Source organism: Paenibacillus sp. BIHB 4019, from assembly GCF_002741035.1.
In the GTDB taxonomy this organism is placed as follows: Bacteria; Bacillota; Bacilli; order Paenibacillales; family Paenibacillaceae; genus Pristimantibacillus.
The window spans coordinates 2,720,001-2,743,351 of the sequence record NZ_CP016808.1 but is presented as its reverse complement, the minus strand read 5'-3'; the positions used below and the strand labels follow the sequence as shown (position 1 = coordinate 2,743,351).

22 protein-coding genes and 2 rRNA genes (1 of these 24 only partly in view) are annotated in these 23,351 nt (G+C 50.4%); 1 reads left to right on the top strand and 23 read right to left on the bottom strand.

Annotated features, from left to right (window positions below; genetic code table 11):
• Nucleotides 1-8: 8 nt before the first annotated feature.
• From secE to BBD42_RS11580, 12 genes are all read right to left on the bottom strand, one after another.
• The gene (gene secE, locus BBD42_RS11645; protein ID WP_046234208.1) at nucleotides 9-218 is read right to left on the bottom strand and encodes a preprotein translocase subunit SecE; all 210 of its coding nucleotides are present in this window, start codon (nucleotides 216-218) and stop codon (nucleotides 9-11) included.
• 18 nt (nucleotides 219-236) lie between these two features.
• The gene (gene rpmG, locus BBD42_RS11640) at nucleotides 237-386 is read right to left on the bottom strand and encodes a 50S ribosomal protein L33 (RefSeq protein WP_015847242.1); all 150 of its coding nucleotides are present in this window, start codon (nucleotides 384-386) and stop codon (nucleotides 237-239) included.
• A 328-nt stretch (nucleotides 387-714) separates the two neighbouring features.
• On the bottom strand, nucleotides 715-1,365 hold the full coding sequence (gene sigH / locus BBD42_RS11635) for an RNA polymerase sporulation sigma factor SigH (RefSeq protein ID WP_056035760.1): 651 nt from the start codon (nucleotides 1,363-1,365) through the stop codon (nucleotides 715-717).
• A gap of 190 nt (nucleotides 1,366-1,555) precedes the next feature.
• On the bottom strand, nucleotides 1,556-2,080 hold the full coding sequence (locus BBD42_RS11630; protein WP_056035757.1) for an NYN domain-containing protein: 525 nt from the start codon (nucleotides 2,078-2,080) through the stop codon (nucleotides 1,556-1,558).
• Between the two features lie 3 nt (nucleotides 2,081-2,083).
• Nucleotides 2,084-2,839 (bottom strand): 23S rRNA (guanosine(2251)-2'-O)-methyltransferase RlmB, encoded by a 756-nt coding sequence (gene rlmB, locus BBD42_RS11625; protein ID WP_056035755.1) that lies wholly within the window; start codon nucleotides 2,837-2,839, stop codon nucleotides 2,084-2,086.
• On the bottom strand, nucleotides 2,839-3,345 hold the full coding sequence (locus BBD42_RS11620) for a Mini-ribonuclease 3 (protein ID WP_099518291.1): 507 nt from the start codon (nucleotides 3,343-3,345) through the stop codon (nucleotides 2,839-2,841). The genes rlmB and BBD42_RS11620 overlap by 1 nt, the downstream gene beginning before the upstream one ends.
• A complete protein-coding gene (cysS, locus tag BBD42_RS11615) occupies nucleotides 3,342-4,763 on the bottom strand; it encodes a cysteine--tRNA ligase (protein ID WP_099518290.1) in 1,422 nt (473 codons plus the stop codon). Before cysS ends, BBD42_RS11620 begins: the two co-directional genes overlap by 4 nt.
• On the bottom strand, nucleotides 4,760-5,422 hold the full coding sequence (gene cysE / locus BBD42_RS11610) for a serine O-acetyltransferase (RefSeq protein WP_099518289.1): 663 nt from the start codon (nucleotides 5,420-5,422) through the stop codon (nucleotides 4,760-4,762). Before cysE ends, cysS begins: the two co-directional genes overlap by 4 nt.
• Before the next feature lie 697 nt (nucleotides 5,423-6,119).
• A complete protein-coding gene (gltX, locus tag BBD42_RS11600) occupies nucleotides 6,120-7,586 on the bottom strand; it encodes a glutamate--tRNA ligase (protein WP_099518287.1) in 1,467 nt (488 codons plus the stop codon).
• Nucleotides 7,587-8,526: 940 nt separating this feature from the next.
• A complete protein-coding gene (gene ispF, locus BBD42_RS11590; RefSeq protein WP_099518285.1) occupies nucleotides 8,527-9,009 on the bottom strand; it encodes a 2-C-methyl-D-erythritol 2,4-cyclodiphosphate synthase in 483 nt (160 codons plus the stop codon).
• A 2-nt stretch (nucleotides 9,010-9,011) separates the two neighbouring features.
• Nucleotides 9,012-9,716 carry a 2-C-methyl-D-erythritol 4-phosphate cytidylyltransferase gene (ispD, locus tag BBD42_RS11585; protein ID WP_099518284.1) on the bottom strand — a complete coding sequence of 235 codons (705 nt, stop codon included), beginning with the start codon at nucleotides 9,714-9,716 and terminating at the stop codon, nucleotides 9,012-9,014.
• A 56-nt stretch (nucleotides 9,717-9,772) separates the two neighbouring features.
• Nucleotides 9,773-10,870 carry a PIN/TRAM domain-containing protein gene (locus BBD42_RS11580; protein WP_099518283.1) on the bottom strand — a complete coding sequence of 366 codons (1,098 nt, stop codon included), beginning with the start codon at nucleotides 10,868-10,870 and terminating at the stop codon, nucleotides 9,773-9,775.
• A 149-nt stretch (nucleotides 10,871-11,019) separates the two neighbouring features.
• On the opposite strand from BBD42_RS11580, the gene BBD42_RS11575 reads away from it, so the two are divergent.
• Nucleotides 11,020-11,415, top strand: coding sequence for a DUF1573 domain-containing protein (locus BBD42_RS11575; RefSeq protein ID WP_099518282.1), 396 nt, complete (start codon nucleotides 11,020-11,022; stop codon nucleotides 11,413-11,415).
• A gap of 194 nt (nucleotides 11,416-11,609) precedes the next feature.
• Here the strand turns inward: BBD42_RS11575 and pssA are convergent, their stop codons facing one another.
• The 11 genes from pssA to BBD42_RS11520 all read right to left on the bottom strand — a co-directional run.
• Entirely contained in the window at nucleotides 11,610-12,356 is a 747-nt protein-coding gene (gene pssA, locus BBD42_RS11570; protein ID WP_099518281.1) for a CDP-diacylglycerol--serine O-phosphatidyltransferase, read from the bottom strand.
• Nucleotides 12,357-12,443: 87 nt separating this feature from the next.
• A complete protein-coding gene (gene disA, locus BBD42_RS11565; protein ID WP_056035719.1) occupies nucleotides 12,444-13,520 on the bottom strand; it encodes a DNA integrity scanning diadenylate cyclase DisA in 1,077 nt (358 codons plus the stop codon).
• Between the two features lie 10 nt (nucleotides 13,521-13,530).
• Nucleotides 13,531-14,898: a DNA repair protein RadA gene (gene radA / locus BBD42_RS11560; RefSeq protein WP_046234195.1), complete on the bottom strand. Its 1,368-nt coding sequence runs from the start codon at nucleotides 14,896-14,898 to the stop codon at nucleotides 13,531-13,533.
• A 156-nt stretch (nucleotides 14,899-15,054) separates the two neighbouring features.
• On the bottom strand, nucleotides 15,055-15,405 hold the full coding sequence (locus BBD42_RS11555; protein ID WP_056035716.1) for an antibiotic biosynthesis monooxygenase: 351 nt from the start codon (nucleotides 15,403-15,405) through the stop codon (nucleotides 15,055-15,057).
• A 16-nt stretch (nucleotides 15,406-15,421) separates the two neighbouring features.
• The gene (locus BBD42_RS11550; protein ID WP_099518280.1) at nucleotides 15,422-15,847 is read right to left on the bottom strand and encodes a hypothetical protein; all 426 of its coding nucleotides are present in this window, start codon (nucleotides 15,845-15,847) and stop codon (nucleotides 15,422-15,424) included.
• A gap of 278 nt (nucleotides 15,848-16,125) precedes the next feature.
• On the bottom strand, nucleotides 16,126-18,597 hold the full coding sequence (clpC, locus tag BBD42_RS11545) for an ATP-dependent protease ATP-binding subunit ClpC (RefSeq protein WP_056035710.1): 2,472 nt from the start codon (nucleotides 18,595-18,597) through the stop codon (nucleotides 16,126-16,128).
• A 2-nt stretch (nucleotides 18,598-18,599) separates the two neighbouring features.
• On the bottom strand, nucleotides 18,600-19,679 hold the full coding sequence (gene mcsB, locus BBD42_RS11540) for a protein-arginine kinase McsB (protein ID WP_099518279.1): 1,080 nt from the start codon (nucleotides 19,677-19,679) through the stop codon (nucleotides 18,600-18,602).
• 24 nt (nucleotides 19,680-19,703) lie between these two features.
• Nucleotides 19,704-20,228, bottom strand: coding sequence for a protein-arginine kinase activator protein McsA (mcsA, locus tag BBD42_RS11535; protein ID WP_046234191.1), 525 nt, complete (start codon nucleotides 20,226-20,228; stop codon nucleotides 19,704-19,706).
• Between the two features lie 39 nt (nucleotides 20,229-20,267).
• Nucleotides 20,268-20,729, bottom strand: coding sequence for a CtsR family transcriptional regulator (locus BBD42_RS11530; protein ID WP_056035708.1), 462 nt, complete (start codon nucleotides 20,727-20,729; stop codon nucleotides 20,268-20,270).
• A 488-nt stretch (nucleotides 20,730-21,217) separates the two neighbouring features.
• Nucleotides 21,218-21,334: ribosomal RNA gene (gene rrf, locus BBD42_RS11525) — 5S ribosomal RNA — on the bottom strand.
• 69 nt (nucleotides 21,335-21,403) lie between these two features.
• Nucleotides 21,404-23,351, bottom strand: a 23S ribosomal RNA gene (locus BBD42_RS11520) (it continues 985 nt past the right edge of the window).

The window sequence follows — 23,351 nt, the reverse complement described above, 5'->3', positions numbered from 1 at the left end:
GACCCTTCTTAAACAATCAGTTCAACTAGAGACGAGATCCCGATGTCAAGAAGCCAAAAGTAAATCGTCACAGCCGTAATCGTCAAAACGACAACGATAGAATAGCTTGTCAACTCTTTACGGTTTGGCCAACGAACCTTTTTCAGTTCTGCCCAGCTGTCAGCAAAGAAACCAAACGTTGTTCCGAAGCTTTGCTTCACTTTAGCCAAAAATGCCACGGTCACACCTCCATTTGACTATCTCGTCTCGCGATGAGGAGTCTGCTCGTTACAAAACTTGCAAAACTTCTTCAACTCGATGCGGTCGGGGTGATTGCGTTTGTTCTTGCTGCTCGCATAGTTTCTCTGTTTGCAGTTTGTGCATGCCAACGTGATAATAACCCGCATTGAATTACACCTCCCGAACTGCTACTAAATACCTGTTCACCCTGAAACATGCAGTACCTCAAGATGAAATGAAGGCCAACACGAAAAAAAACCTCATATTTAGGCCTACCCGAACACTTTATCACACGACATACTGGATGTCAATGTAAAAGATAGAATGCGAGCTTGTACAAAAGCTGGAAACAAGGCGGCATCGGGTCCGCCCTGTTTCTACAAGTATAGGCAGCATTTTCCGATTTAAAACGGAAATGAAGCCATCCTCTTCTACAATTACAGAGAAAAGGACAGCTTCTGCATTCTCACTTAAGCTATAAGTATGATGACACTGTTACCCGCTTATGTCCCGGACTTCCAAATAACGTTCCAGCTTCCGCTTCACGCGCTGTAGTGCATTATCAATAGACTTCACATGACGATCCAGATCAACTGCTATTTCCTGATAGGACCTTCCATCCAAATAAAGCATGAGCACCTTGCGTTCAAGATCACTCAAAATCTCGGACATTTTGTCTTCCAGACCGCTAAACTCTTCCTGGTTAATGATCAACTCTTCCGGATCTGATACCCGGGTCCCGCATATGACATCAAGCAAAGTACGATCGGAGTCTTCATCGTAAATGGGCTTATCGAGCGAGACATAGGAATTGAGCGGGATATGCTTCTGCCTGGTGGCCGTCTTAATCGCCGTTATAATCTGCCGCGTAATGCACAGCTCTGCAAATGCTTTAAAGCTTGCGAGCTTGTCCCCTTTAAAGTCGCGAATAGACTTATACAGTCCGATCATGCCTTCCTGCACAATATCTTCCCGGTCCGCACCGATAAGAAAATAAGAGCGTGCTTTAGCTCGAACGAAATTCTTATATTTGTTAATCAAATATTCGAGCGCCAGACTGTCGCCATTGCGAACCGCTTCTACGATTTCCTCGTCCGTACTGCAGTCATATTCGAGCGTACTCCATTCTTTGAGGTCGATGCTCACAAACTATCCCTCCGGCCTGCAAGGCGTACGCCGCTAGATTCATAGCCAGCAAATATAGAGCCAGTATACATTATGTAACCTGACAACGTCAACCGATTTAGACCCCGAATCGATAACAAAACCTATTCAAAGTGTCGAAAATTTTACAGATACATCCAGAAATAATTCGCCGCAGCCTTAGGGCGCCCGGTTATTTCTTGCCCCGCCTAAGCCTTTCCAGCTGCATGCGAATTTCAAGGCTAAGACTGTTGTCCACCGTATTGCGGCGGCTCTTCGTTTCTTCCCTCAGCGTAAGCTCAATTTGCTTGCGGTTCTGCTCAATTTCAATTAACAGCTCTCGTGCCGAGAGGCGAAGCGCCCCATGGGCGAAAGCGACATGCTGTTCTACGAGATCAGAAGTAGCGACATACAAATGGCGTCTTTTTTGAAACAGCTCAACTACCATACGCTCAATGCATTCATCCGCTGTTTCCTTTTCCTTCGTATACACAATTGTCAGCTTATGGTGCTTAAAGGTCGCTCCAAGCCCAGGCACCTGATGCGCATCGAAAATGACATAGACCGCCATGCCGGTAAACCCCTGATAATCCGCGAGCATATCAAGCAGCTTGTCCCTTGCTTCCTCGAGATCGATGGCTTTCAGCTTTTCCAGCACGGGCCAGGCCCCAATCATGTTGTAGCCATCCACTAGCAAAATATCGTCACGCCGTTTCATGCTTTAAACGCTCCGGCGCTGTCTAACCACTTCGTACATGAACACGCCCGCAGCAACGGAGGCATTCAGCGAATTAAGCTGGCCCTGCATCGGAAGCTTCACCAGAAAATCGCATTTTTCTTTGATGAGGCGGCCAATCCCTTTGCCTTCATTGCCGATGACGACAGCAAGCGGCATGTCGAATTTCATCGAATAAATTTCCTGCTTGGCACTGACATCCGTACCTGCTATCCATATGCCTTCTTCCTTGAGCCGATCAATCGTTTGCGCCAGGTTTGTCACGCGGGCAACCGGCACATATTCCGCCGCTCCCGCCGACGTTTTGGAGACGGTAGCCGTTAATCCGACCGCGCGGCGCTTCGGAATAATAACGCCATGAACGCCGGTGCATTCCGCGGTCCGCAGAATGGAGCCCAAATTATGAGGGTCCTCAATTTCATCCAGCAGCAAAATAAAAGGCGTCTCATTGCGGCTGCGCGCCGCTTCTAATATTTCTTCAATCTCGGCGTAGCGAAAAGCAGCCGCCTGCGCAATAACGCCTTGATGCTGAACGCCCTCGGCCATGCCATCAAGCTTCCTTTTATCGACAAATTGCACGATAATTCCGCTTTTTTTCGCCTCTGCCGTAATCGGCTGTGTCATGCTCTTCTGGGCGCCTTCGGCGATCCAAATTTTATTGATTTCACGCCCGGAACGAAGCGCCTCCAGTACGGGATGCTTGCCAGCAATAATTTCATCTTGCGGGGTAGTCTCAGTCATTATTCGCCCTCCTTTGTTTTCTTGGCTGCGGTGGGAGGGGCGGCTGGCTGTGCCGGCCGTTCCTCTCCGTCTTCTCTTGCTGCAATCGCACAGGCGAATAACTCATGCAAGCGCTGAATGCGGCCTTCATAATATAAATACCCAACGAGACATTCAAGCGCGGTAGCTTGACGATAATCGGCGGGGTCAGCATTTTTTGGCGGCGCACCTGACTTCGTATTGCGTCCGCGCCGCACCACATCTGCCTCTTCCTCGGTCAGCAGCGGCTGCCAGTGCTCCAGCAAAATCCGCCGCTGCGCCTTGGCCGAGACGATGCCCGTCGCTTCGCGGTGCAGGTGATGCGGCTTGTGATTCGGCAGCGACACCAAATACTGGCGAACCAGCAGCTCGAACACACTGTCGCCCACATAGGCGAGCACGACGGGATTCAGCAGGTTTGTTTTTTTCGAAGGCGAGTAAAACAATAAATCGTTCGCTAGCGCCTCGCTGTTATGCGGTTCACTCATAGGCGGCGCCAACGGATGCCTTGCGGCGTATCCTCAAGAGCGATGCCTTTCTCTGTCAGCAAATCGCGAATTTCGTCTGCTCTAGCCCAGTTTTTCGACTGGCGCGCTTCCGTTCTTTCGACAATCAGCTGCTCAATCTCCTCATCAAGCAGATCCGCTTCGGCCGACTGTGGCGGAATTAAGCCAAGCACCTCGTCCATTTGCTCCAGCACATCCAGAAAAGCCTGCACGCCCTCGGCACTCACATCTGCGCGATTCAAATATTGATTCGCTTCGCCAACCAGATCAAAGACTGCGGTAATCGCATCCGGCGTATTGAAATCATCGTCCATTTTCGATTCAAATACGCTCATAATTTCCGCCAAGCGAGCATCAAGCTCGAACGCCGCAACCGCAGCTCCCGTCTGCTCCGCGCTCTCCAGCACTTGCAGGCGATGGCGCAAATTGGATGCGCTGTTCGCGATGCGCTCCACGCTGTTCACTGCTTGCTTCAGCGCTTCTTCATTGAAATTAAGCGGGCTGCGATAGTGTCCCGACAAAACAAAATAACGAATGGCTTGCGGCTTCACTTGCTTTACAAGCTCATGTACGGAGATTCCGTTGCCAAGCGACTTGGAAATTTTCACATTATCAATGTTAATATAGCCGTTATGCATCCAATAATTCGCGAGTGGCTTGCCCGTTAATGCTTCCGATTGTGCAACCTCGCATTCATGATGCGGGAACTGCAAGTCGTGTCCGCCGCCATGAATATCAAGCGTGTCTCCGAGATATTTGCGCGCCATCGCCGAGCATTCGATATGCCAGCCGGGACGGCCCGGTCCCCAAGGAGTTTCCCAGAAAATCTCGCCTGGCTTTGCCCCTTTCCACAGCACAAAATCCTGCGGATTCTCCTTGCGGTCGCCTACCTCAATCCGAATGCCGAATTGCAGCTCCTCCAGATTTTGATGCGACAGCTTGCCATAGTCCTCGAACTTCGCGGTGCGGAAATAAATATCGCCTTCGCTCTCATAAGCGATGTCTTTGTCCAGCAGGCCTTGAATAAATTCGACGATTTCCGGAATATGCTCCGTTACGCGCGGGCTCAGCGTTGCCTTATGCACCGCAAGCGCTTCGAGATCCGCATTGAATGCCGCGATGAAGGTCTCTGCCACTTCTGGAACGGTAGATCCCAGCTCTTCCGCTTTGCGGATCAATTTATCATCCACGTCCGTAAAGTTGACTACATAATCAACCTCATAACCTGTGCTCTCCAAATATCTCCGAACGACATCGAAGAAAATAACCGGCCTTGCATTTCCAACGTGAATATAATCGTATACCGTCGGCCCGCAAACGTACATTTTAACTTTATCCGGCTCCTGCGATTCAAAAGCTTCCTTCGTGCGGGTCAGCGTGTTATATAGATGTAGCGTCATTTTCGATATTCCCCTCCAGTTACAGGCTCCCTGAGCTCTTTCAACTCTGTTTTCAAACGATCAATTTCATTTTGCATATCCCGCAGCATTTCGATAACCGGGTCAGGCAGCTGGTTGTGCTCCAATCTGTCCTTCACCCGCTCGCCATTTCGTTTCACCACTCTGCCGGGGTTGCCAACAACCGTACAATTAGGCGGTACCTCGCGCAGCACAACGGCATTCGAGCCTACATTTGAATTATCGCCAATTTTGAACGATCCCAGCACCTTCGAGCCCGAGCCAATAACGACATTGTTGCCGATGGTCGGATGGCGCTTGCCCTTCTCCTTGCCCGTACCGCCAAGCGTGACCCCTTGATAAATGACGACATCATTGCCAATTTCGCATGTTTCGCCGATGACAATGCCCATCCCGTGGTCGATGAACAGCCGTTCGCCAATCGTAGCGCCTGGGTGAATTTCAATGCCCGTCATAAAACGGCTGAATTGAGATATGATACGCGCAACCGTAAACCATTTGTGACGAAAAAAATAATGCGCTGCCCGATGCGCCCAAATCGCATGCAGGCCGGAATAAGTGAAGACGACCTCAAAGCGACTTCTGGCGGCCGGATCATTTTCGAATACCGCTTCAATATCTGAACGAATATGGCGAAACATCAGCTTATCTCCTCTCAAGCCAGCAGGCCGCTGCCCCTCTTAGAGACTGCGACGAAATGATTTACGCTAATTTCCTCGCAGCTCCTTAGTCCTGCCTAGCTGGCCGCCGCATATCCATATAAAAAAGCCCCCACAGCATTTGCATGCTGCAGAGGCGTGTGTTCAATCGCGGTCCCACTCTGCTTGAATAGCCTGACAACATATCTGCGCCGCTCGCAGCAAGCTTCGGCATTTCTGCCTTCGCCCGCTTCAACCTATGGCTGCCAGATAGCTCAGCTGCTATCCATCTCAAAGCCTTTAACGCAGGCCTACGTTGCCGCCTACCCCACAAGCGCCGCCGACGCAGCATGCGAACGAAACTTCTCTCGTTCCATGACAGCTGTTCGGGCCTCTGGCTCGGAACAAAGCTCCCAGGTGCAATTTTCCGCCCGCCGAATTAGACAACTTGCAGCTACATTGTCCAATAGCCGCGGGTAACCCGGCCTGGATGCAATGACGGTTGTCCTCTCTGCAAATCCAGCAAAACGTACTTTTCCTGTTCATAGCTTGTTAACTGTAAACTTCCTAATAGTAGCCCTAGTATACCCAATCCACCCTTATGTGACAAGAGGCATTGTGTCCGGCCGTAATCGTATAGTGAAAAAGAGTACGCCCAGCGCGAATACTCGCGCCGCAGCCTTCTCTCCGTGCAGCAAGCCTAGCGGCCCAACCGCTCGTTCAGTCTCGCGATGACTTTCGCTTGGCCAAGCAGCACGATGGATTGGTTCAAGTCCGGTCCATGCGTCTGTCCGGTCAAAGCGGCACGGATAGGCATAAACAGCTGTTTGCCTTTGAAGCCGGTATCCTTTTGCACCGTTTTAATGGAAGCCTTCACGCTGCCTTCATCAAATGCCTCGGCTGGAGTTGCTTCTACTTGTGCGAGGAAAGCCGCAAGCACGACAGGCACCTGCTCTTCTGCAAGCACAGTCGTCGCTTCTTCTTCATCTTGGGCAGCCTCTTGGAAGAAAATCTCGGTATGCGGTACGATTTCCGCTGCATAACGCAGCTTGTCCTGGTACAACGCTACGAGACTGCTCACCCATGCGCGGCCAGCTTCATCCAACTGCTCAGATACGCGGCCAGCTTTAACCAAATGCGGCAGGCACATCTCGACGACGCGCGCCAAATCTGTTTTCTTCAAGTATTCATTGTTCATCCAGCTCAGCTTCTGCGTATCGAATACGGCCGGGCTTTTGCTGAGACGCTCAGCATTGAATACTTCAATTAATTGCTCACGGGTGAAGATCTCCTGCTCGCCTTCCGGCGACCAGCCGAGCAGCGTAATAAAGTTGAACATCGCCTCTGGCAAATAGCCCAGCGAATCGTATTGCTCAATGAATTGGATAATCGACTCATCGCGCTTGCTGAGCTTTTTGCGAGTTTCGTTAACGATCAGCGTCATATGACCAAAGCGAGGCGGCTCCCAGCCAAATGCTTCATAAATCATCAATTGGCGCGGCGTGTTGGAAATGTGGTCTTCGCCCCGCAGCACGTGGCTAATTTTCATCAGGTGGTCATCCAGCGCAACGGCAAAGTTGTACGTCGGGATGCCATCTTTTTTCACAATGACAAAATCGCCTGTTTCCGCCGTATCAAAGCTGATTTCCCCTTTTACGACATCGTCAAATTTGTAGGTGCGGCCTTCCGGCACGCGGAAACGAATGCTTGGCACGCGGCCTTCTGCCTCAAATGCCGTGCGCTGCTCATCTGTCAGATTGCGATGCAGTCCGGAATAACGCGGCGTTTCGCCCCGGGCTGTCTGCTCCTCGCGCTCACGCTCCAGCTCCTCTTCGGTGCAGTAGCAGCGGTAAGCCAGGCCGCGATCCAGCAAATCCTGCCAATATTTTTCGTAAATATCAAGACGCTCCGTCTGACGGTAAGGACCGTAGTCGCCGCCAACGTCGATGCTTTCATCCCAGTCAATGCCGAGCCATTTCAAATAAGTGAGCTGGCTTTCTTCTCCGCCGGCAATATTGCGCTTCACATCCGTATCTTCGATGCGGATAATAAACTTTCCGCCCAAATTGCGGGCATATAAATAATTAAATAAGGCCGTTCTTGCATTTCCAATATGCAGATGCCCCGTCGGCGACGGTGCGTATCGTACGCGAATTTCTTGTGTCATTGGTAAATCGCCCCTCCCTAGTCGCTTGCAGTCTTGCGCTTTTAGTACTGCCAAACTCATAAGATAAGTAGGGTGAAAAAGAGTCTGCGCTGCGCGAAAAGAGCTTGCTTCCGATCGCCATTACCCCTGGGTTTCCTTGAATTAACCGGCTAGGCCGTTGAAACTCAGGGCCAAAAGCATAAGCTTACGATGCTGCTTTCCTACGGAAAGCTTTAAACGAACGCTACCGCTTCTCCAGAAACCCCTTTACTCTCCACTACGACTTTTTCACCCTACTTCTTACATCCTTGCAGTAAATCAGCTATTACTAAGCTTTCCTTAAAAAAAAGCCTGCTGCGTTTCCTAAATATAACCTTCGCCTTGCCTTAAACAAAATGCTTTTGCTATATCTTTAGCAAAACACTTTAGGACATGTATGCAAACGTAAGCAAGCCATTATAATCTTGATCGATTATAGCATCAAACATGAGCAGAAGCCTGCGTATCCAAAGTCAGCTTCATGCATAGGCCATAGGCTTTATGCGGACACAGCAGCCGCTATTACAGCCGAAACACGGGATATGGCAGAGGACGCGGACTCAGAGTACGCTAATGTGCTTCCGATCGTTATTTTGACAGGAAAATCAAGGGCATAACGGATTTCCTGTCCGCCCAAGACCTCAAATCCTCTCAAAAGCCAGAATAGCGGAACTTCAGTCCTCAAGGTGAAACGGCTTTCGCTGTCATTTTGCGGCGTGGCGCGTTTCATGCCGAGAAATATAGTGAAAGTATGGCGAAATCATATGCTTTCCTATATTTCAAGCGTAACGGCTGTCGCCAGCCTCTGGCAGCAAAGCTACCTGTGCATGAGTATCCGGATTCTGGTTTGCATACACACCCTAGATAAACCAAGAGCGTGAAGAAGTCTTTTTCCCATCCCAGCACTAAAAAATTATTGCGATTATATCACATCTTTAATCAGGCAAACAACGGATTGCGCCGCAATTCCTTCGCCTCGTCCGGTGAAGCCGAGCTGCTCCGTCGTCGTCGCCTTCACATTCACCTGGGACACATCTGCCTCCAAGGCGCCTGCGATAATTTCCGCCATTTGCGGAATAAAGGGCAGCATCTTGGGACGCTGTGCAATAATGGTCGAGTCAATGTTGCCCAGCTTATAGCCGCGCTCCTTGACGAGTCCCCAAATATTTACAAGCAGCTTCAAGCTGTCCGCATCCTTGAACTCAGGGTCCGTATCGGGAAAATGCTTCCCGATATCGCCCAGCGCCAATGCGCCCAAAATCGCATCGGTAATCGCATGCAGCAGCACGTCGGCATCGGAATGCCCTAGCAGCCCTTTTTCATATGGAATGGTTACACCGCCGATAATGCACGGCCTGCCTTCTACCAATTGATGAACGTCAAAGCCTTGTCCTACACGAATCATAGTCAGCGTTCCCCTCTCTCCCGCTTTGCGAGCAAAAACTCCGCCCATGGCAAGTCTTCAGGCGTCGTAATTTTTATATTTGTATAATCGCCTTCCGCTACGGCAACCGGTGCGCCCATTCGCTCGACAACCATCGCGTCGTCCGTCCCCAGAAAACCCTCTGCATGGGCCAGCTCATGCGCACGCACAAGCAGTTCACGACGAAAAGCCTGCGGCGTTTGAATCGCCCACAAGCTTCGGCGGTCAGGCGTCGATACGATCAAGCCGTTATCGCCCACCTGTTTAATCGTATCCTTCACTGGTACTGCCAGCACAGCCGCTCCTTCACGCTCCGCCACAGAGCAGCAGGCGCCGACCGCAGCTGCCGTCACAAGCGGCCGCACGCCATCATGCACCATGACCCACTCTATCGCAGGCGAAAGCGCCTGAATGCCGCTGTACACCGAGTGCTGCCTTTCGCTGCCGCCTGCAACAACTGCCTTCACCTTGGCAATGCCAAAGCGCTTGACCAGCTCTCCCACGCGCCCCACATCATCAGCGCCGACAACGACGATAATTTCAGCAAGGTTATCAAGCGAAGCAAACAGCTCAAGCGTATGTACAATGATCGGCTTGCCCTGCATTTCCAGGTACTGCTTGCTTTCTTTTGTCCCCATTCGCGAACCGCGTCCGGCCGCGACGACGACAACTCCCCATTTTGCCCCCATGCCCTATTCCCCTCAAATCTGTGTGCCGGTATTGTATCCCCTCTATCATACCTTTTTTACTGTGCTTTTTCCAACAGCTTCGGCTTTGCGAAAATCATCCGTCCCGCAGATGTTTGCAGCACGCTCGTTACAAGCACTTCCATCGTTGTGCCGATATATTCGCGTCCGCCTTCTACTACGATCATCGTGCCATCGTCGAGATAAGCGACACCCTGTCCATGCTCCTTGCCGTCCTTAATGACCTGCACAATAATTTCTTCGCCCGGCAGCACAACTGGCTTCACCGCATTCGCCAAATCGTTAATGTTGAGCACAGATACGCCTTGCAGCTCGCACACCTTATTCAGGTTAAAATCATTCGTTACCACTTTGCCATGCAGCGCCTTCGCCAGCTTCACCAGCTTGCTGTCCACCTCGCTGATTTCCTCGAAATCTCCTTCATAGATAAGCACGCGCACATCAAGCTCTTTCTGGATTTTGTTTAAAATGTCCAGCCCCCGGCGGCCGCGGTTGCGCTTGAGCAAGTCCGAAGAATCGGCAATATGCTGCAGCTCCTCCAGCACAAATTCAGGAATGACCAGCGTTCCCTCAATAAAGCCGGTTTTGCAAATGTCGGCGATCCGCCCATCAATAATGACGCTCGTATCCAAAATCTTATGCTCCTCGAACCCGCTCGTCTCATCGATAGCAGGAGCCGCTTTGCGCTGGTTCCACAGCTCAATCAGCTTTTCCGTCAGCTCATCCCGCTTGTTCCAAGCAATGCGCACGCCCAGATAGCCGAAGAGCAGCGCCATAATGGCCGGCAGCATAACACCTATGCCTCCAATGTCCGACACCGCCGGGTACAACAGCACCGACAGCAGCAGCCCTACGAACAATCCTGCTGCACTAGCAAGCAGATCCTTGACCGGCATAGCCGAAGTCTGCTCCGCACCACGCTGCATTAAACGAATGAGCGGATTTGCTGCCAAGGTCGCGAGAATGACCCCGCACAATGCGCCGATTCCGACATTCATGTAATAAGTGCCGGAATGCTCAAGCATCCCAATAGATGGCTCAGCCCATAATCCCGATAAACTGGTCATGCTGTGAAGCTCGCGTCCTGCCATTGCACCTAACATTATTCCAATTAATTGAATGATACGTCTTACCATATTCATCCACCTCCATTACAATTATGTTCCAATTGGGAACACTCTAACCGTCAAAGGTAAATGATTTTTCATTTTGAAATGCGGACCAAGTAAGCTTATAATGGAAACAAGATCAGAAGTTGCTAAAGTTGATGAAAGAGGTGTAACCGATGAGCGCACCAACATTGGATCAATTTCAACAGCAAGTATCCGAGTTACTGCTAAGGCATCGGAGCCTGCTAGATGTGATGTCAAAGTTTGGGCAGGCTGGAACGTCCGTCAATCGTGCGGTAACGAAAGCCGTGACCGACTGCGGCTGCATTGAGCTTGCTGCCCGCAAGCAGCATTATTCCGATGAGCCGAATCTTACCAACGCGAAAGAAACGCTGCAAAGCCACCTTTCTGGCGAGCTGTGCGAGCACTGCCGCGATGTGCTTAAGGCCGACCTCGGACGCAATCTGTTCTACATGACCGCGATGTGCAATCTGCTGGATATCCAGCTGGACGAAGTCATCGCCGATGAGTATGACAAATGCTCAACGCTCGGCCTATTTAATTTAACGTAAAGCGAATGCCTGCAAAGCCATTGCTACCTCAACATAATGGTGCAAGATGCACAAGTGTAACCGACTGTCGCCGTCCTCTGGCGGCAAAGCCATTTCAACAAAAAAAGCTGCAAACCACGTTTACATGGTTTACAGCTTTTTTGATGTTTCTTGTTTACTTGTGAAAAATGCTTCTACGCTAGCAGCGCTGCATATTAGGCAATCGTCTCCGACTGCACCTGCTCTTCGCTCAGTTCCGCATGCTTGTTTTTACGTCTGCGCGGCTTAATGCGCCGATCAACGTTTTTTTTTAAGCCCCACAGCGCATACAGCAAAAGCGGGATGAAAATCAGCTTCGACAAATATTGATTGAACCAAATACCGATTACAAGAGAAAACACGACGATAATCGGCACAACCCAAATCGCACTCTTCGGAATGCCAATTTTCTTGAAGTTCGGGTAACGAACCGTACTCACCATAAGAATGGAAAGAACGAGCGTGCTGATTAACAGCACAATAACCGAAATATCATTTTTGAAAAGAGCCAGCGTTGCCAAAACACCACCAGCTGCTGGAATCGGCAGTCCGATGAAATAACCGCTCGGCGTCTTCGTTACGACATTAAATCTCGCCAGGCGCAAAGCTCCGCAAATCGGAAATAACGCGGTAATAATCCAAGCCACTGCTGTATTTAAATCCTGAAAAGCGACGACATACATAATGAACGCTGGAGCGACTCCGAAGGAAATGACGTCGGATAACGAATCGAGCTCCTTGCCGAATTCGCTCTGTGCATTAAGCGCACGTGCCACTCTGCCATCTACGCCATCCAGCAGCATTGCAATAATAACCATCATCGCTGCAATTTCAGGTTTCTCATTAAACACCATAATAATGGCGATTACGCCAAGAAACAAATTCCCCACCGTGAAAAGGCTCGGTATTGACTTTATAATCATCTGTTCCACCTCTTCTCTACTATGCCCTAAGACCAAATACTAATGTATGATGATCGGGCCGTTCACATTCCATCAATTGTATGGGATTTAGATTTGCCTGTCAATGAACATTTGATCCTGAATCCGTTTCAAACCTTCCTTGATCGCCCGCGCCCGAACTTCCCCAATTCCGTCAACATCATCCAATTCGCCGATGGTCGCCATCATAATATGCGGCAGTCTGGCGAAGCGCTCAATCAAATTATTCATAATAATGAGCGGCAAACGCGGGATTTTGTTCAACAAGCGGAAGCCTCGCGGCGAAATAGCTTCTTCTGCCATGGAACCGGTATGCGGGTAGCCAAGAAGCCGGATAATCGGCGATGCGTCCAGCAGCTCATCCGAGCTCAGTTTTTTCATCGCCAGCCGGATTTCCCGGATTTTCTCATCTGAATTATCTTTCGCATAATCCTTAAGCAAATACCAAGCATCCTCATCTACACCGTCGACCAGCTCTTCCAGTTGCATCGCAATGAGGCGTCCTTCCGTTCCCAGCTCGGTCACATAACGCTTGATTTCCATTTTGACTCGCAGCACCATCTCTACCCGCTGCACGACATGGGCAACCTCTTGCAAGGTGACCAGCTCTTCGAACTCAAGCACAGACAAATTTTTGAACGATTGGCCCAGCACCGCCTTATATTTTTCCAGCGTCTGAATCGCCTGATTCGCTTTTGTCAAAATGTTGCCCATTTCCTTGAGCGCATACCGCAAATTGCCTTGATACAGCGTAATAATATTGCGGCGCTGCGATATGGATACGACGAGCTTGCCCGTCTGCTTGCCAACCCGCTCCGCGGTACGGTGGCGGATTCCCGTCTCAATCGACGGAATGGAGCTGTTCGGAATAAGCTGCGTGTTGGCATACAAAATCCGCCGCATATCCTCGCTCAAAATAATTGCGCCATCCATCTTCGCAAGCTCATACAAATAGTTGGGCGAGAAATCGCAGTTGATGGAGAAACCCCCATCTACAACTTCCATTACCTCAGGACTGTATCCGACAACGATTAATGCTCCAGTCTTCGCCCGCAGCACGTTCTCTAAGCCGTCACGGAACGGGGTACCGGGCGCGACTAGCTGCAAAAGCTGGTTCATCGTTTCTAGCTGGCTCTGTTCCTTCATCATCTTCCCCCTATCCTAGTGCTGCCGAGAGCGCTTCCGCTACGGTGTTTACACCAATAATCTCAATGGATGCCGGCGGCTTCCAGCCCTTCAGGCTTTTCTCCGGCATAATAACTCGTTTGAAGCCCAGTTTCTCGGCTTCCTTTACCCGCTGCTCAGCCCGCGAGACAGCACGTACCTCGCCCGTCAATCCAACTTCCCCGAACACAACATCGTAAGGTCTCGTTGGCGCATCCCGAAAGCTCGAAGCGAGACATACCGCTGCTGCTAAATCAACGGCTGGCTCATCGAGCTTAATGCCGCCCGCGACATTTAGATAAGCATCCTGCGTCTGAAGAAACATCCCGTTGCGCTTCTCAAGCACTGCAATGATCAGCGCCATCCGATGATGGTCAAGCCCGGCCGTCATGCGGCGCGGCGAAGGGAAATTCGTCGTTGCCACCAGCGCCTGCAATTCCACCAATACAGGACGTGTTCCTTCCATGCTTGCTACAACAATAGAACCTGCTACGCCAAGCGGGCGCTCTGATAAAAACAGCTCAGAAGGATTCAGCACCTCACGCAAGCCTTCCTCGCCCATTTCAAAAATTCCGATCTCATTCGTCGACCCAAACCGGTTTTTAACCGCGCGCAGCAGCCTGTAGGTATGATGGCGCTCACCTTCAAAATACAATACGCAATCGACCATATGCTCCAGCATCCGCGGTCCGGCGATGGCGCCTTCCTTCGTCACATGTCCGACCAGCACCGTTGCAATCCCTTTGATTTTGGCGACTCGCATGAAATGCGCGGTGCATTCCCGAACCTGGGATACGCTGCCCGGCGCTGATTGCACACCCGGATCATAAACCGTCTGGATGGAGTCAATAACGAGAAAATCGGGGTCCACCGATTCAATCGCCTCGTTAATATGATCCATGTTCGTTTCGCAAAGCACATACAAGGACTCCGTCAGCGCACCAAGCCGATCCGCTCTTAGTCTTGTTTGCCGCACCGATTCCTCACCTGAAATATAGAGAACCTTCAATCCCTTCGTTGCCAGTGCATGCGAGGTTTGCAGCAGCAGCGTGGATTTTCCGATACCGGGGTCGCCCCCTACCAGCAAAAGGGAGCCCGGCACAACGCCCCCGCCAAGTACGCGGTTCAGCTCCTTCAAGCTCGTTTCAATGCGCGGTTCCTTCCCGCTCTCTATATGTATGATCGACTGTGGCTTTTCTTTCGTTTGCGCAACACGCAAACCGACTCCCTGCGTCTTGACAACGGTTTCCTTCTCTTCAATCATGGAATTCCATGACTGGCACCCTGGGCATTTGCCCATCCACTTAGGCGACTCTGTTCCACATTCATTGCATACGAATTTCGTTTTTATTTTTGCCATGTCCGGCTCCTTTTACTAAAAACACTATCATTAAAAGTTTACCATTTAATGTGGATTGTATAAACCCTTTCTTCCTTATACAGCAAGAAAGTTCCCTGTCATCCACAAGAGGAAGAAGGGAACTTTCTGAAAAAGATAACCTATACACGCTATCGTTTAAGCCTGGATAGCCGCTTGCCGCGCCACAATAACCCGGTGCGTTGAAAGCTGGGAGCCCAGCATAATGACTTCATTTTGCTGACTTTTGCAGCCTTCCCCTGCTTTCGTTTGACGATGCGCATGTGCCTGACGGAAGGAGTCGCTGTTGACCCAGCCTTCAAACGACGCTTTATTTTCCCATGTTGTGCCGACTCTCAGCTCATCATAGTCCACCAAGTTTTCCATAAGTAGCACTTCCATCCGGATAAAGCCGGGAGAAAGCTCAATTCCCTTCGTATGCTGGAACCGCTCGGCAACGGCTTCCCCGTGCCCTTTCTTCACTTTAATGGTGTTCGTGACCACGATCATGTTGTTACTCCTCCTATCAAGCCTGAAGGCTTTCCAAATAAGCATAAACCAAGCGCGATTCCTCGCCACCCATCTTGGCGTGAACGATGAGTGGAATTCCATGCGGGCCAATGGCATCCTTCGCTGCAGGATCGTCACTTAAAATCGCATGAACTACTTCCAGCTTGCCTAACATCGCAGCAGCAAAAAGATCCAGCCTTGCACCACGCTCCAGCAAGTACAGCGCAATATCCCTGCGCCCGACATGGGCGGCTGCGCCTAGCGCATTTTCCCAATCGCCATCGCCCCAATCACAGGAAGCGTGCAGCAGCTCGGGCTCTTCACTCAGCATTTGCTTTACCTTGTCAAAATCCATGTGCGCAGCTCTAACGAACTGCTTAATATATTCATTTGATAAATATGACGCCTCTTCAGCCGTTATTCTGGCAGCATGCAAACCCATCCTTATTACCGCCTTCCGTCATCTGTTCCGGTCTTCGTCTTTGTATATGAAAGAGTGTATGTTCAAAGTAATGTCTACTCTTATAAGATACACGATAATGATTCTCATTGTCAAATAAAAATGAATGGGGATTGTCTGTGTAAGGCATAAAAAAAGCTTCCAGAATCCGTCAAGATCACGGGTTCTGGAAGCTTTCTATTTTTGTGCCGAGCTGCATAAAGCTGGCTCGACGGATGTGCGGATAACCTGTAATCAGCTGTGCAGCATCCTCACTTTTATTATGACTTAGCTGCCGGCTCTTCGGACGCTTTCTCCAAATCAAGCGGCTCCGATTTCGTTACTGTCAACGCCCCATCCTTCTCATCAATCGTGAAGCGGTCGCCTTTTTGAATGTTGCCAACGAGCAATTCCTCGGACAATCGGTCTTCGATATGCTTCTGAATCGCACGGCGCAATGGACGAGCACCATACTGCGGATCGAAGCCTTCTTTCGCGAGGAACGCCTTCGCTGTATCGGTCAGCAAGAAGTCTACATCTTGCTCACGCAGGCGTTTGCGCAAATCGTCGGACATTAAAGTGACGATTTCGGCGATATGCTCTTGCTCCAGCGAGTGGAACACGATCGTTTCGTCAATCCGGTTCAGGAACTCCGGACGGAAGCTCTTTTTGAGCTCAGCCATTACTTTATCCTTCATTTGAATGAAGTCACGGCCAGCGTCATGAACAGCTGTGAAGCCCAGCGAAGAATTCCGTTTAATTTGATCCGCGCCCACGTTCGACGTCATAATGATCAGCGTATTGCGGAAATCGACTACACGGCCTTTAGAGTCAGTCAGACGGCCATCTTCCAGCACTTGCAGCAAAATGTTGAATACTTCTGGATGGGCTTTCTCAATCTCATCGAGCAATACAACCGAATATGGCTTACGGCGTACTTTCTCGGTCAATTGACCGCCTTCCTCATAACCAACATATCCCGGAGGAGCTCCAACGAGACGGGAAGTCGAATGCTTCTCCATATATTCCGACATATCGATGCGGATAATCGCATTTTCATCGCCGAACATCGCTTCTGCAAGCGCACGGGCAAGCTCGGTTTTACCTACACCAGTTGGACCGAGGAAAATAAATGAACCCATCGGACGCTTCGGATCCTTCAGTCCAGCACGAGCACGGCGCATAGCGCGCGATACCGCTTTGACTGCTTCTTCTTGGCCAATGACACGACCGTGAAGAATGGATTCCATTTTCAGCAGACGCTCGGTTTCTTCCTCTGCCAACTTGCTTACCGGAATGCCGGTCCAGCTTGCTACTACCTGTGCAATATCCTCAGGTGTCACTTCGGAATCGGTGCGTCCTTGTTTTTCTTTCCATTGGTTTTTCGTAATATCGAGCTCTTCACGCATCTTCTGCTCGGTATCGCGAAGCGCAGCCGCTTTCTCAAACTCCTGGCTTTGAACAGCGGAGTCTTTCTCCTTGCGGATATCCTCCAGACGGTTCTCCAGCTGCTTGAGGTTCGGCGGAATCGTATACGAATTGAGGCGAACTTTCGAGCCCGCTTCATCAATTAAGTCAATCGCTTTATCCGGCAGGAAACGATCCGTAATGTAGCGGTCGGACAGCTTAACCGCTTGAACAATCGCTTCATCCGTAATTTTCACCCGGTGATGGGCTTCATAACGATCGCGCAGGCCGTACAAAATTTGTACCGCTTCTTCCGGAGAAGGCTGATCTACCGTAATCGGTTGGAAACGGCGCTCCAGCGCAGCATCCTTCTCGATGTATTTGCGGTATTCATCCAGCGTAGTCGCACCGATACATTGCAACTCGCCCCGTGCTAGTGCCGGTTTCAAAATATTCGAAGCATCAATCGCGCCCTCAGCCCCGCCTGCACCGATCAGCGTATGCAGCTCATCGATGAAGAGGATGATATTGCCGGCTTGGCGGATTTCATCCATAATTTTTTTCAAGCGGTCCTCAAACTCACCGCGGTATTTCGTACCAGCTACGACAGAGCCCATATCGAGCGTCATTACGCGTTTGTCGCGCAGCGTTTCTGGAATTTCGTTTGCAATGATTTTTTGCGCCAGTCCTTCAGCGATCGCCGTTTTACCAACGCCGGGTTCCCCGATGAGAACCGGATTGTTTTTCGTCCGGCGGCTAAGCACCTGAATAACGCGCTCGATTTCTTTACTGCGGCCAATAACCGGATCGAGATTGCCTTCCTTAGCGAAGGAGGTCAAATCGCGGGCAAGTCCGTCCAACGTTGGCGTGCTCACATTAGATGGAGCGCCATGGTTGCTGGAGATTGCTTCGCTGCTGCCAAGCAACTGCAGCACTTGCTGGCGTGCTTTATTCAAGCTGATGCCGAGATTGTTCAGCACGCGGGCTGCAACCCCTTCTCCTTCACGAATGAGTCCGAGCAAAATATGCTCCGTACCTACATACGTATGGCCCAACTTTCTCGCTTCATCCATAGAGAGCTCAATGACCTTTTTCGCGCGTGGCGTATAGGCAATATTCGTCGGCTGCTCCTGGCCTCTTCCGATTAAAGCTTCAACCTCATCCTGGATTTTCTCTAGGCCCAGGCCAAGTCCAATCAGCGCTTTCGCAGCAATGCCTTCCCCTTCACGAATCAGTCCAAGTAAAATATGCTCTGTGCCAATATTGTTATGTCCAAGACGAACCGCTTCTTCCTGCGCCAATGCAAGCACCTTCTGTGCCCGTTCCGTAAATCTTCCGAACATCATCGTTACGCACCCCCATGTTCCATTTGACTTCGCAACTGCTTGCGAATAAGTTCTGCCCGGCGATAATCCCGCTGCTCTGCATTCATCGTTTCCTTAAATACTTGCTGCAAGAAGCCAGGCTGTGTCATAATCATTAATTCATTCATGACTTGAGGCGTTATATTATCCAGCAATCCCAAATCAACGCCCAACCTTACATCTGAAAGCCGCTGTGCTGCTTCCTTCGTATCCATAATAGCCGCATAGGATAAAATCCCATAGGACCGCTTTACTCTATCTTCAATGCGCAGCTTAGACTCAGCAAGAAGCCGTATTCGAGCTGCTTTCTCATGCTCAATAATTTGTCTGGCTACGCTGTACAAGTTGTCAATAATTTCCGACTCCGATTGCCCGAGTGTAATTTGGTTCGAGATTTGAAACACATTGCCCAGCGCTTCGCTGCCTTCCCCATACAATCCGCGAACCGCGAGTCCTACCTGCGTGACCGCCTGCAAAATCCGATTGATTTGCGATGATAGCACGAGTGCCGGCAAATGCACCATAATGGATACGCGAATGCCTGTTCCAACGTTGGTTGGGCATGTCGTTAAATAACCGCGTTTCTCATCAAAAGCGTATTCGGTCTCTGCCTCAAAAATATCATCGATCCGATTCGCCAGCGTCCAAGCCTCCTGAATTTGAAAACCCGGATACAGGCATTGAATTCGCAGATGGTCTTCTTCATTAATCATAATGCTCACCGATTCATTATCGCTGAGGATGAAGGCTCCGCCTCGAGATTCATTAGCCAGATTAGGGCTGATCAAATGCTTTTCGACCAATACACGCTTCTCCAGCTCCGTAAGATCGGATAACACGATCGTATCAAAATGGCCGATAGGCTCAAGCTTTCCAGATGCCCCGATCGCAGCCAACTGCTCCATAACCTCAAGCGACTGCTCCTTCGTAGCAAGCAACGGAAACGGATGATGGTTTAAATTTCTGGCGATGCGTATACGGCTGCTGATGACGATATCTGACTCGGGACCATCCCCTTTCATCCAATCGCTTAACGCTTGCTCTGAAAAACGACGACTCTTCAAGAGGTATCCTCCTTACTTCACGACTTACAGCTCTGCTATTTTACGCTCAAGCTCACGAATACGATCCCTGATTTGAGCCGCACTTTCAAATTCTTCTTGCTCAATACGATCATACAACTCGCGTCTGAGCTGATCAAGTTCTCGTTTATTTTGCAATTGCCCTCCGGAGCGTTTCGGAATTTTCCCCGTATGCACCGTACTACCATGTACCCTTTTAAGCAGCGGATCTAACTTATCTGAAAAATGTTTATAGCAGGCGCTGCAGCCAAAGCGTCCGATCTTGCTGAACTGTGCATAAGTGAAGCCGCATTCGTCACAGCGTATGACCGGGCAAGGCTTCGTCCCTGCTGAACCCGATGTTCCAGATGGGTCAAAATCAAGCAGACCCGACAGCAAGCTGTGGATAGAGAAGCCATTTGCCGTTCCTGGAATGCCTTCACCCCGTTCACGCGCACAAGCTTCACAAATGTGAAACTCTGTCTTCTCTCCGCCGACAATCTTCGTAAAATGAAGCGTTGCCGGCTTCTTGCCGCATTCCTGACAAATCAAGACAAATCACCCCTTTCCATGCACTTACGCACGGTAAAGTTATTTAACCAGAAGCGATATAAGCATCGCTCTTAGCAAACGGGCCCTTACCTCATCACGCAGCGGGAGCTTGACGGCAATCGTTTCCCGATCAATTGCTGCCCGCAGCAGCTGTGCTTCGCGCTTCGTCACCAACAGCGCTTCTTCAAGCTGATAAATCAGCCCTTCCGCCACGCTCTGCTCCACGCAATCTCCAATCGTCTGCCGAATATGAAATTGAATCGTCTGCAAGGCTGGCAGCTCTACCCGTTGAATCCGGACATAACCTCCGCCTCCACGCTTCGATTCAACCATGTAACCCTTCTCCAGCGTAAAACGTGTACTTATAACGTAATTAATCTGGGAAGGGACGCACGAGAACTTCTCAGCCAGCTCATTGCGCTGTATTTCTACCGAGCCTTCCGTGCTTTCCTGCAGCATATTCTTCAAATACTGTTCAATGAGATCGGAAATGTTTCGCATATCACCAACCTCCCTGGTACTGCATGGAGCACAAGCTTACGCTCATTCATATGCAGCTCCAACTGACTTTGACTTTCTTTGACTTTAACTTTATTATACGCAAAATTTAAGAAAGGTCAAGAGATGGAATCTTAATTTTCTGACTATTCATCCACAAGCATTTATACACAAGGCTACTACTTAGCATGATGCGAAAAAGCACTATTTATACCCGACCAGCATAGATCGGCCCTATTTATAAACAGGCTGTGCATAAAAAGTGAACGAATGTGCATAACTCGTGTTTACATTATGTTCATATAAAGCTAATTAAACTTACGCACATGTGAACAACCGTGCGAATACAGACTTATTCTTTCCACAAAAAAATACTATGCCCCTCATCCACGGCTGTAGATAAGTTGTGCACAGCATTTTCGCTATAAGATTATGTATCAGTTTACAGGACAACAAAAAACCTGCCGCAATGATTGCGGCAGGCTTCTCGTGCTTGGCGACGTCCTACTCTCCCAGGACCCTGCGGTCCAAGTACCATCGGCGCTGGAGGGCTTAACGGTCGTGTTCGGGATGGGAACGCGTGGTTCCCCTCCGCCATCGCCACCAAACGGATAGAACGGGTATTGCTACCCTGAAAACTGGATGCGAAAGACAAGTCTGAAACTTTAGCGTGTTGTTAGGATAAGCCCTCGACCGATTAGTATTCGTCAGCTGCACGCATTGCTGCGCTTCCACCCCGAACCTATCAACCTCGTCGTCTTCAAGGGGTCTTACTAATTGGGAAATCTCATCTTGAGGGGGGCTTCGCGCTTAGATGCTTTCAGCGCTTATCCCGTCCGTACTTGGCTACCCAGCGGTGCTCCTGGCGGAACAACTGGTACACCAGCGGTACGTCCATCCCGGTCCTCTCGTACTAAGGACAGCTCCTCTCAAATTTCCTGCGCCCGCGACAGATAGGGACCGAACTGTCTCACGACGTTCTGAACCCAGCTCGCGTACCGCTTTAATGGGCGAACAGCCCAACCCTTGGGACCTACTTCAGCCCCAGGATGCGATGAGCCGACATCGAGGTGCCAAACCTCCCCGTCGATGTGGACTCTTGGGGGAGATAAGCCTGTTATCCCCAGGGTAGCTTTTATCCGTTGAGCGATGGCCCTTCCATTCGGTACCACCGGATCACTAAGCCCGACTTTCGTCCCTGCTCGACTTGTAGGTCTCGCAGTCAAGCTCCCTTATGCCTTTGCACTCTCCGAATGATTTCCAACCATTCTGAGGGAACCTTTGGGCGCCTCCGTTACATTTTAGGAGGCGACCGCCCCAGTCAAACTGTCCACCTGACACGGTCCCCGAACCAGTTTCATGGTCCTAGGTTAGAACTCCGATACGATCAGGGTGGTATCCCAACGTCGCCTCCACACAAGCTGGCGCTCATGCTTCAATGGCTCCCACCTATCCTGTACAGATCGTACCAAAGTTCAATATCAAGTTACAGTAAAGCTCCATGGGGTCTTTCCGTCTTGTCGCGGGTAACCTGCATCTTCACAGGTATTAAAATTTCACCGGATCTCTCGTTGAGACAGCGCCCAAGTCGTTACGCCATTCGTGCGGGTCAGAATTTACCTGACAAGGAATTTCGCTACCTTAGGACCGTTATAGTTACGGCCGCCGTTTACTGGGGCTTCGGTTCACAGCTTCGGGTTACCCCTAACCGCTCCCCTTAACCTTCCAGCACCGGGCAGGCGTCAGCCCGTATACTTCGCCTTACGGCTTCGCACAGACCTGTGTTTTTGCTAAACAGTCGCTTGGGCCTTTTCACTGCGACCCCCTCGGGCTATTCACCCTACCGAGGTACCCCTTCTCCCGAAGTTACGGGGTCATTTTGCCGAGTTCCTTAACGAGAGTTCTTCCGCGCGCCTTAGCATGCTCTGCTCGCCTACCTGTGTCGGTTTGCGGTACGGGCACCTTCACCTGGCTAGAGACTTTTCTCGGCAGCCGGAGTACATGACCTTCGCTACTGTAATTTTCGCTCCCCATCACAGCCCAGCCTTACGATGAGCGGATTTGCCTACTCATCAGCCTCACTGCTTGGACGGACTATTCCATCAGTCCGCGTCACTGCCCTTCTGCGTCATCCCATTGCTCATAACGGTTTACGGTGGTACAGGAATTTGAACCTGTTGTCCTTCCACTACGCCTTTCGGCCTCGCGTTAGGTCCCGACTTACCCTGAGTGGACGAGCCTTCCTCAGGAACCCTTAGGCTTTCGGCGGACAAGATTCTCACTTGTCTTTTCGTTACTCATACCGGCATTCTCACTTGAATACAGTCCAGCACTCCTTACGGTATACCTTCAACCTATATTCAACGCTCCCCTACCCAAGTACCATTCGGTACATGTCATAGCTTCGGTGGTGTGTTTAGCCCCGTTACATTTTCGGCGCAGAGTCACTCGACCAGTGAGCTATTACGCACTCTTTAAATGGTGGCTGCTTCTAAGCCAACATCCTGGTTGTCTTTGCAACTCCACATCCTTTCCCACTTAACACACACTTGGGGACCTTAGCTGATGATCTGGGCTGTTTCCCTCTTGACAATGGATCTTAGCACTCACTGTCTGACTCCCGAG

Bases quoted from the DNA above. Each gene is read 5' to 3' on its own strand.
- cysS (WP_099518290.1), bottom strand. From the start codon at position 4,763: ATGACGCTACATCTATATAACACGCTGACCCGCACGAAGGAAGCTTTT.
- clpC (WP_056035710.1), bottom strand. From the start codon at position 18,597: ATGATGTTCGGAAGATTTACGGAACGGGCACAGAAGGTGCTTGCATTG.
- cysE (WP_099518289.1), bottom strand. From the start codon at position 5,422: ATGTTTCGCCATATTCGTTCAGATATTGAAGCGGTATTCGAAAATGAT.
- gltX (WP_099518287.1), bottom strand. From the start codon at position 7,586: ATGACACAAGAAATTCGCGTACGATACGCACCGTCGCCGACGGGGCAT.
- BBD42_RS11630 (WP_056035757.1), bottom strand. From the start codon at position 2,080: ATGAAACGGCGTGACGATATTTTGCTAGTGGATGGCTACAACATGATT.
- disA (WP_056035719.1), bottom strand. From the start codon at position 13,520: ATGAAGGAACAGAGCCAGCTAGAAACGATGAACCAGCTTTTGCAGCTA.
- rlmB (WP_056035755.1), bottom strand. From the start codon at position 2,839: ATGACTGAGACTACCCCGCAAGATGAAATTATTGCTGGCAAGCATCCC.
- BBD42_RS11580 (WP_099518283.1), bottom strand. From the start codon at position 10,870: ATGGTAAGACGTATCATTCAATTAATTGGAATAATGTTAGGTGCAATG.
- ispD (WP_099518284.1), bottom strand. From the start codon at position 9,716: ATGGGGGCAAAATGGGGAGTTGTCGTCGTCGCGGCCGGACGCGGTTCG.
- ispF (WP_099518285.1), bottom strand. From the start codon at position 9,009: ATGATTCGTGTAGGACAAGGCTTTGACGTTCATCAATTGGTAGAAGGC.
- radA (WP_046234195.1), bottom strand. From the start codon at position 14,898: ATGGCAAAAATAAAAACGAAATTCGTATGCAATGAATGTGGAACAGAG.
- BBD42_RS11620 (WP_099518291.1), bottom strand. From the start codon at position 3,345: ATGAGTGAACCGCATAACAGCGAGGCGCTAGCGAACGATTTATTGTTT.
- pssA (WP_099518281.1), bottom strand. From the start codon at position 12,356: ATGATTATAAAGTCAATACCGAGCCTTTTCACGGTGGGGAATTTGTTT.
- BBD42_RS11575 (WP_099518282.1), top strand. From the start codon at position 11,020: ATGAGCGCACCAACATTGGATCAATTTCAACAGCAAGTATCCGAGTTA.
- BBD42_RS11555 (WP_056035716.1), bottom strand. From the start codon at position 15,405: ATGATCGTGGTCACGAACACCATTAAAGTGAAGAAAGGGCACGGGGAA.
- BBD42_RS11550 (WP_099518280.1), bottom strand. From the start codon at position 15,847: ATGGGTTTGCATGCTGCCAGAATAACGGCTGAAGAGGCGTCATATTTA.
- rpmG (WP_015847242.1), bottom strand. From the start codon at position 386: ATGCGGGTTATTATCACGTTGGCATGCACAAACTGCAAACAGAGAAAC.
- BBD42_RS11530 (WP_056035708.1), bottom strand. From the start codon at position 20,729: ATGCGAAACATTTCCGATCTCATTGAACAGTATTTGAAGAATATGCTG.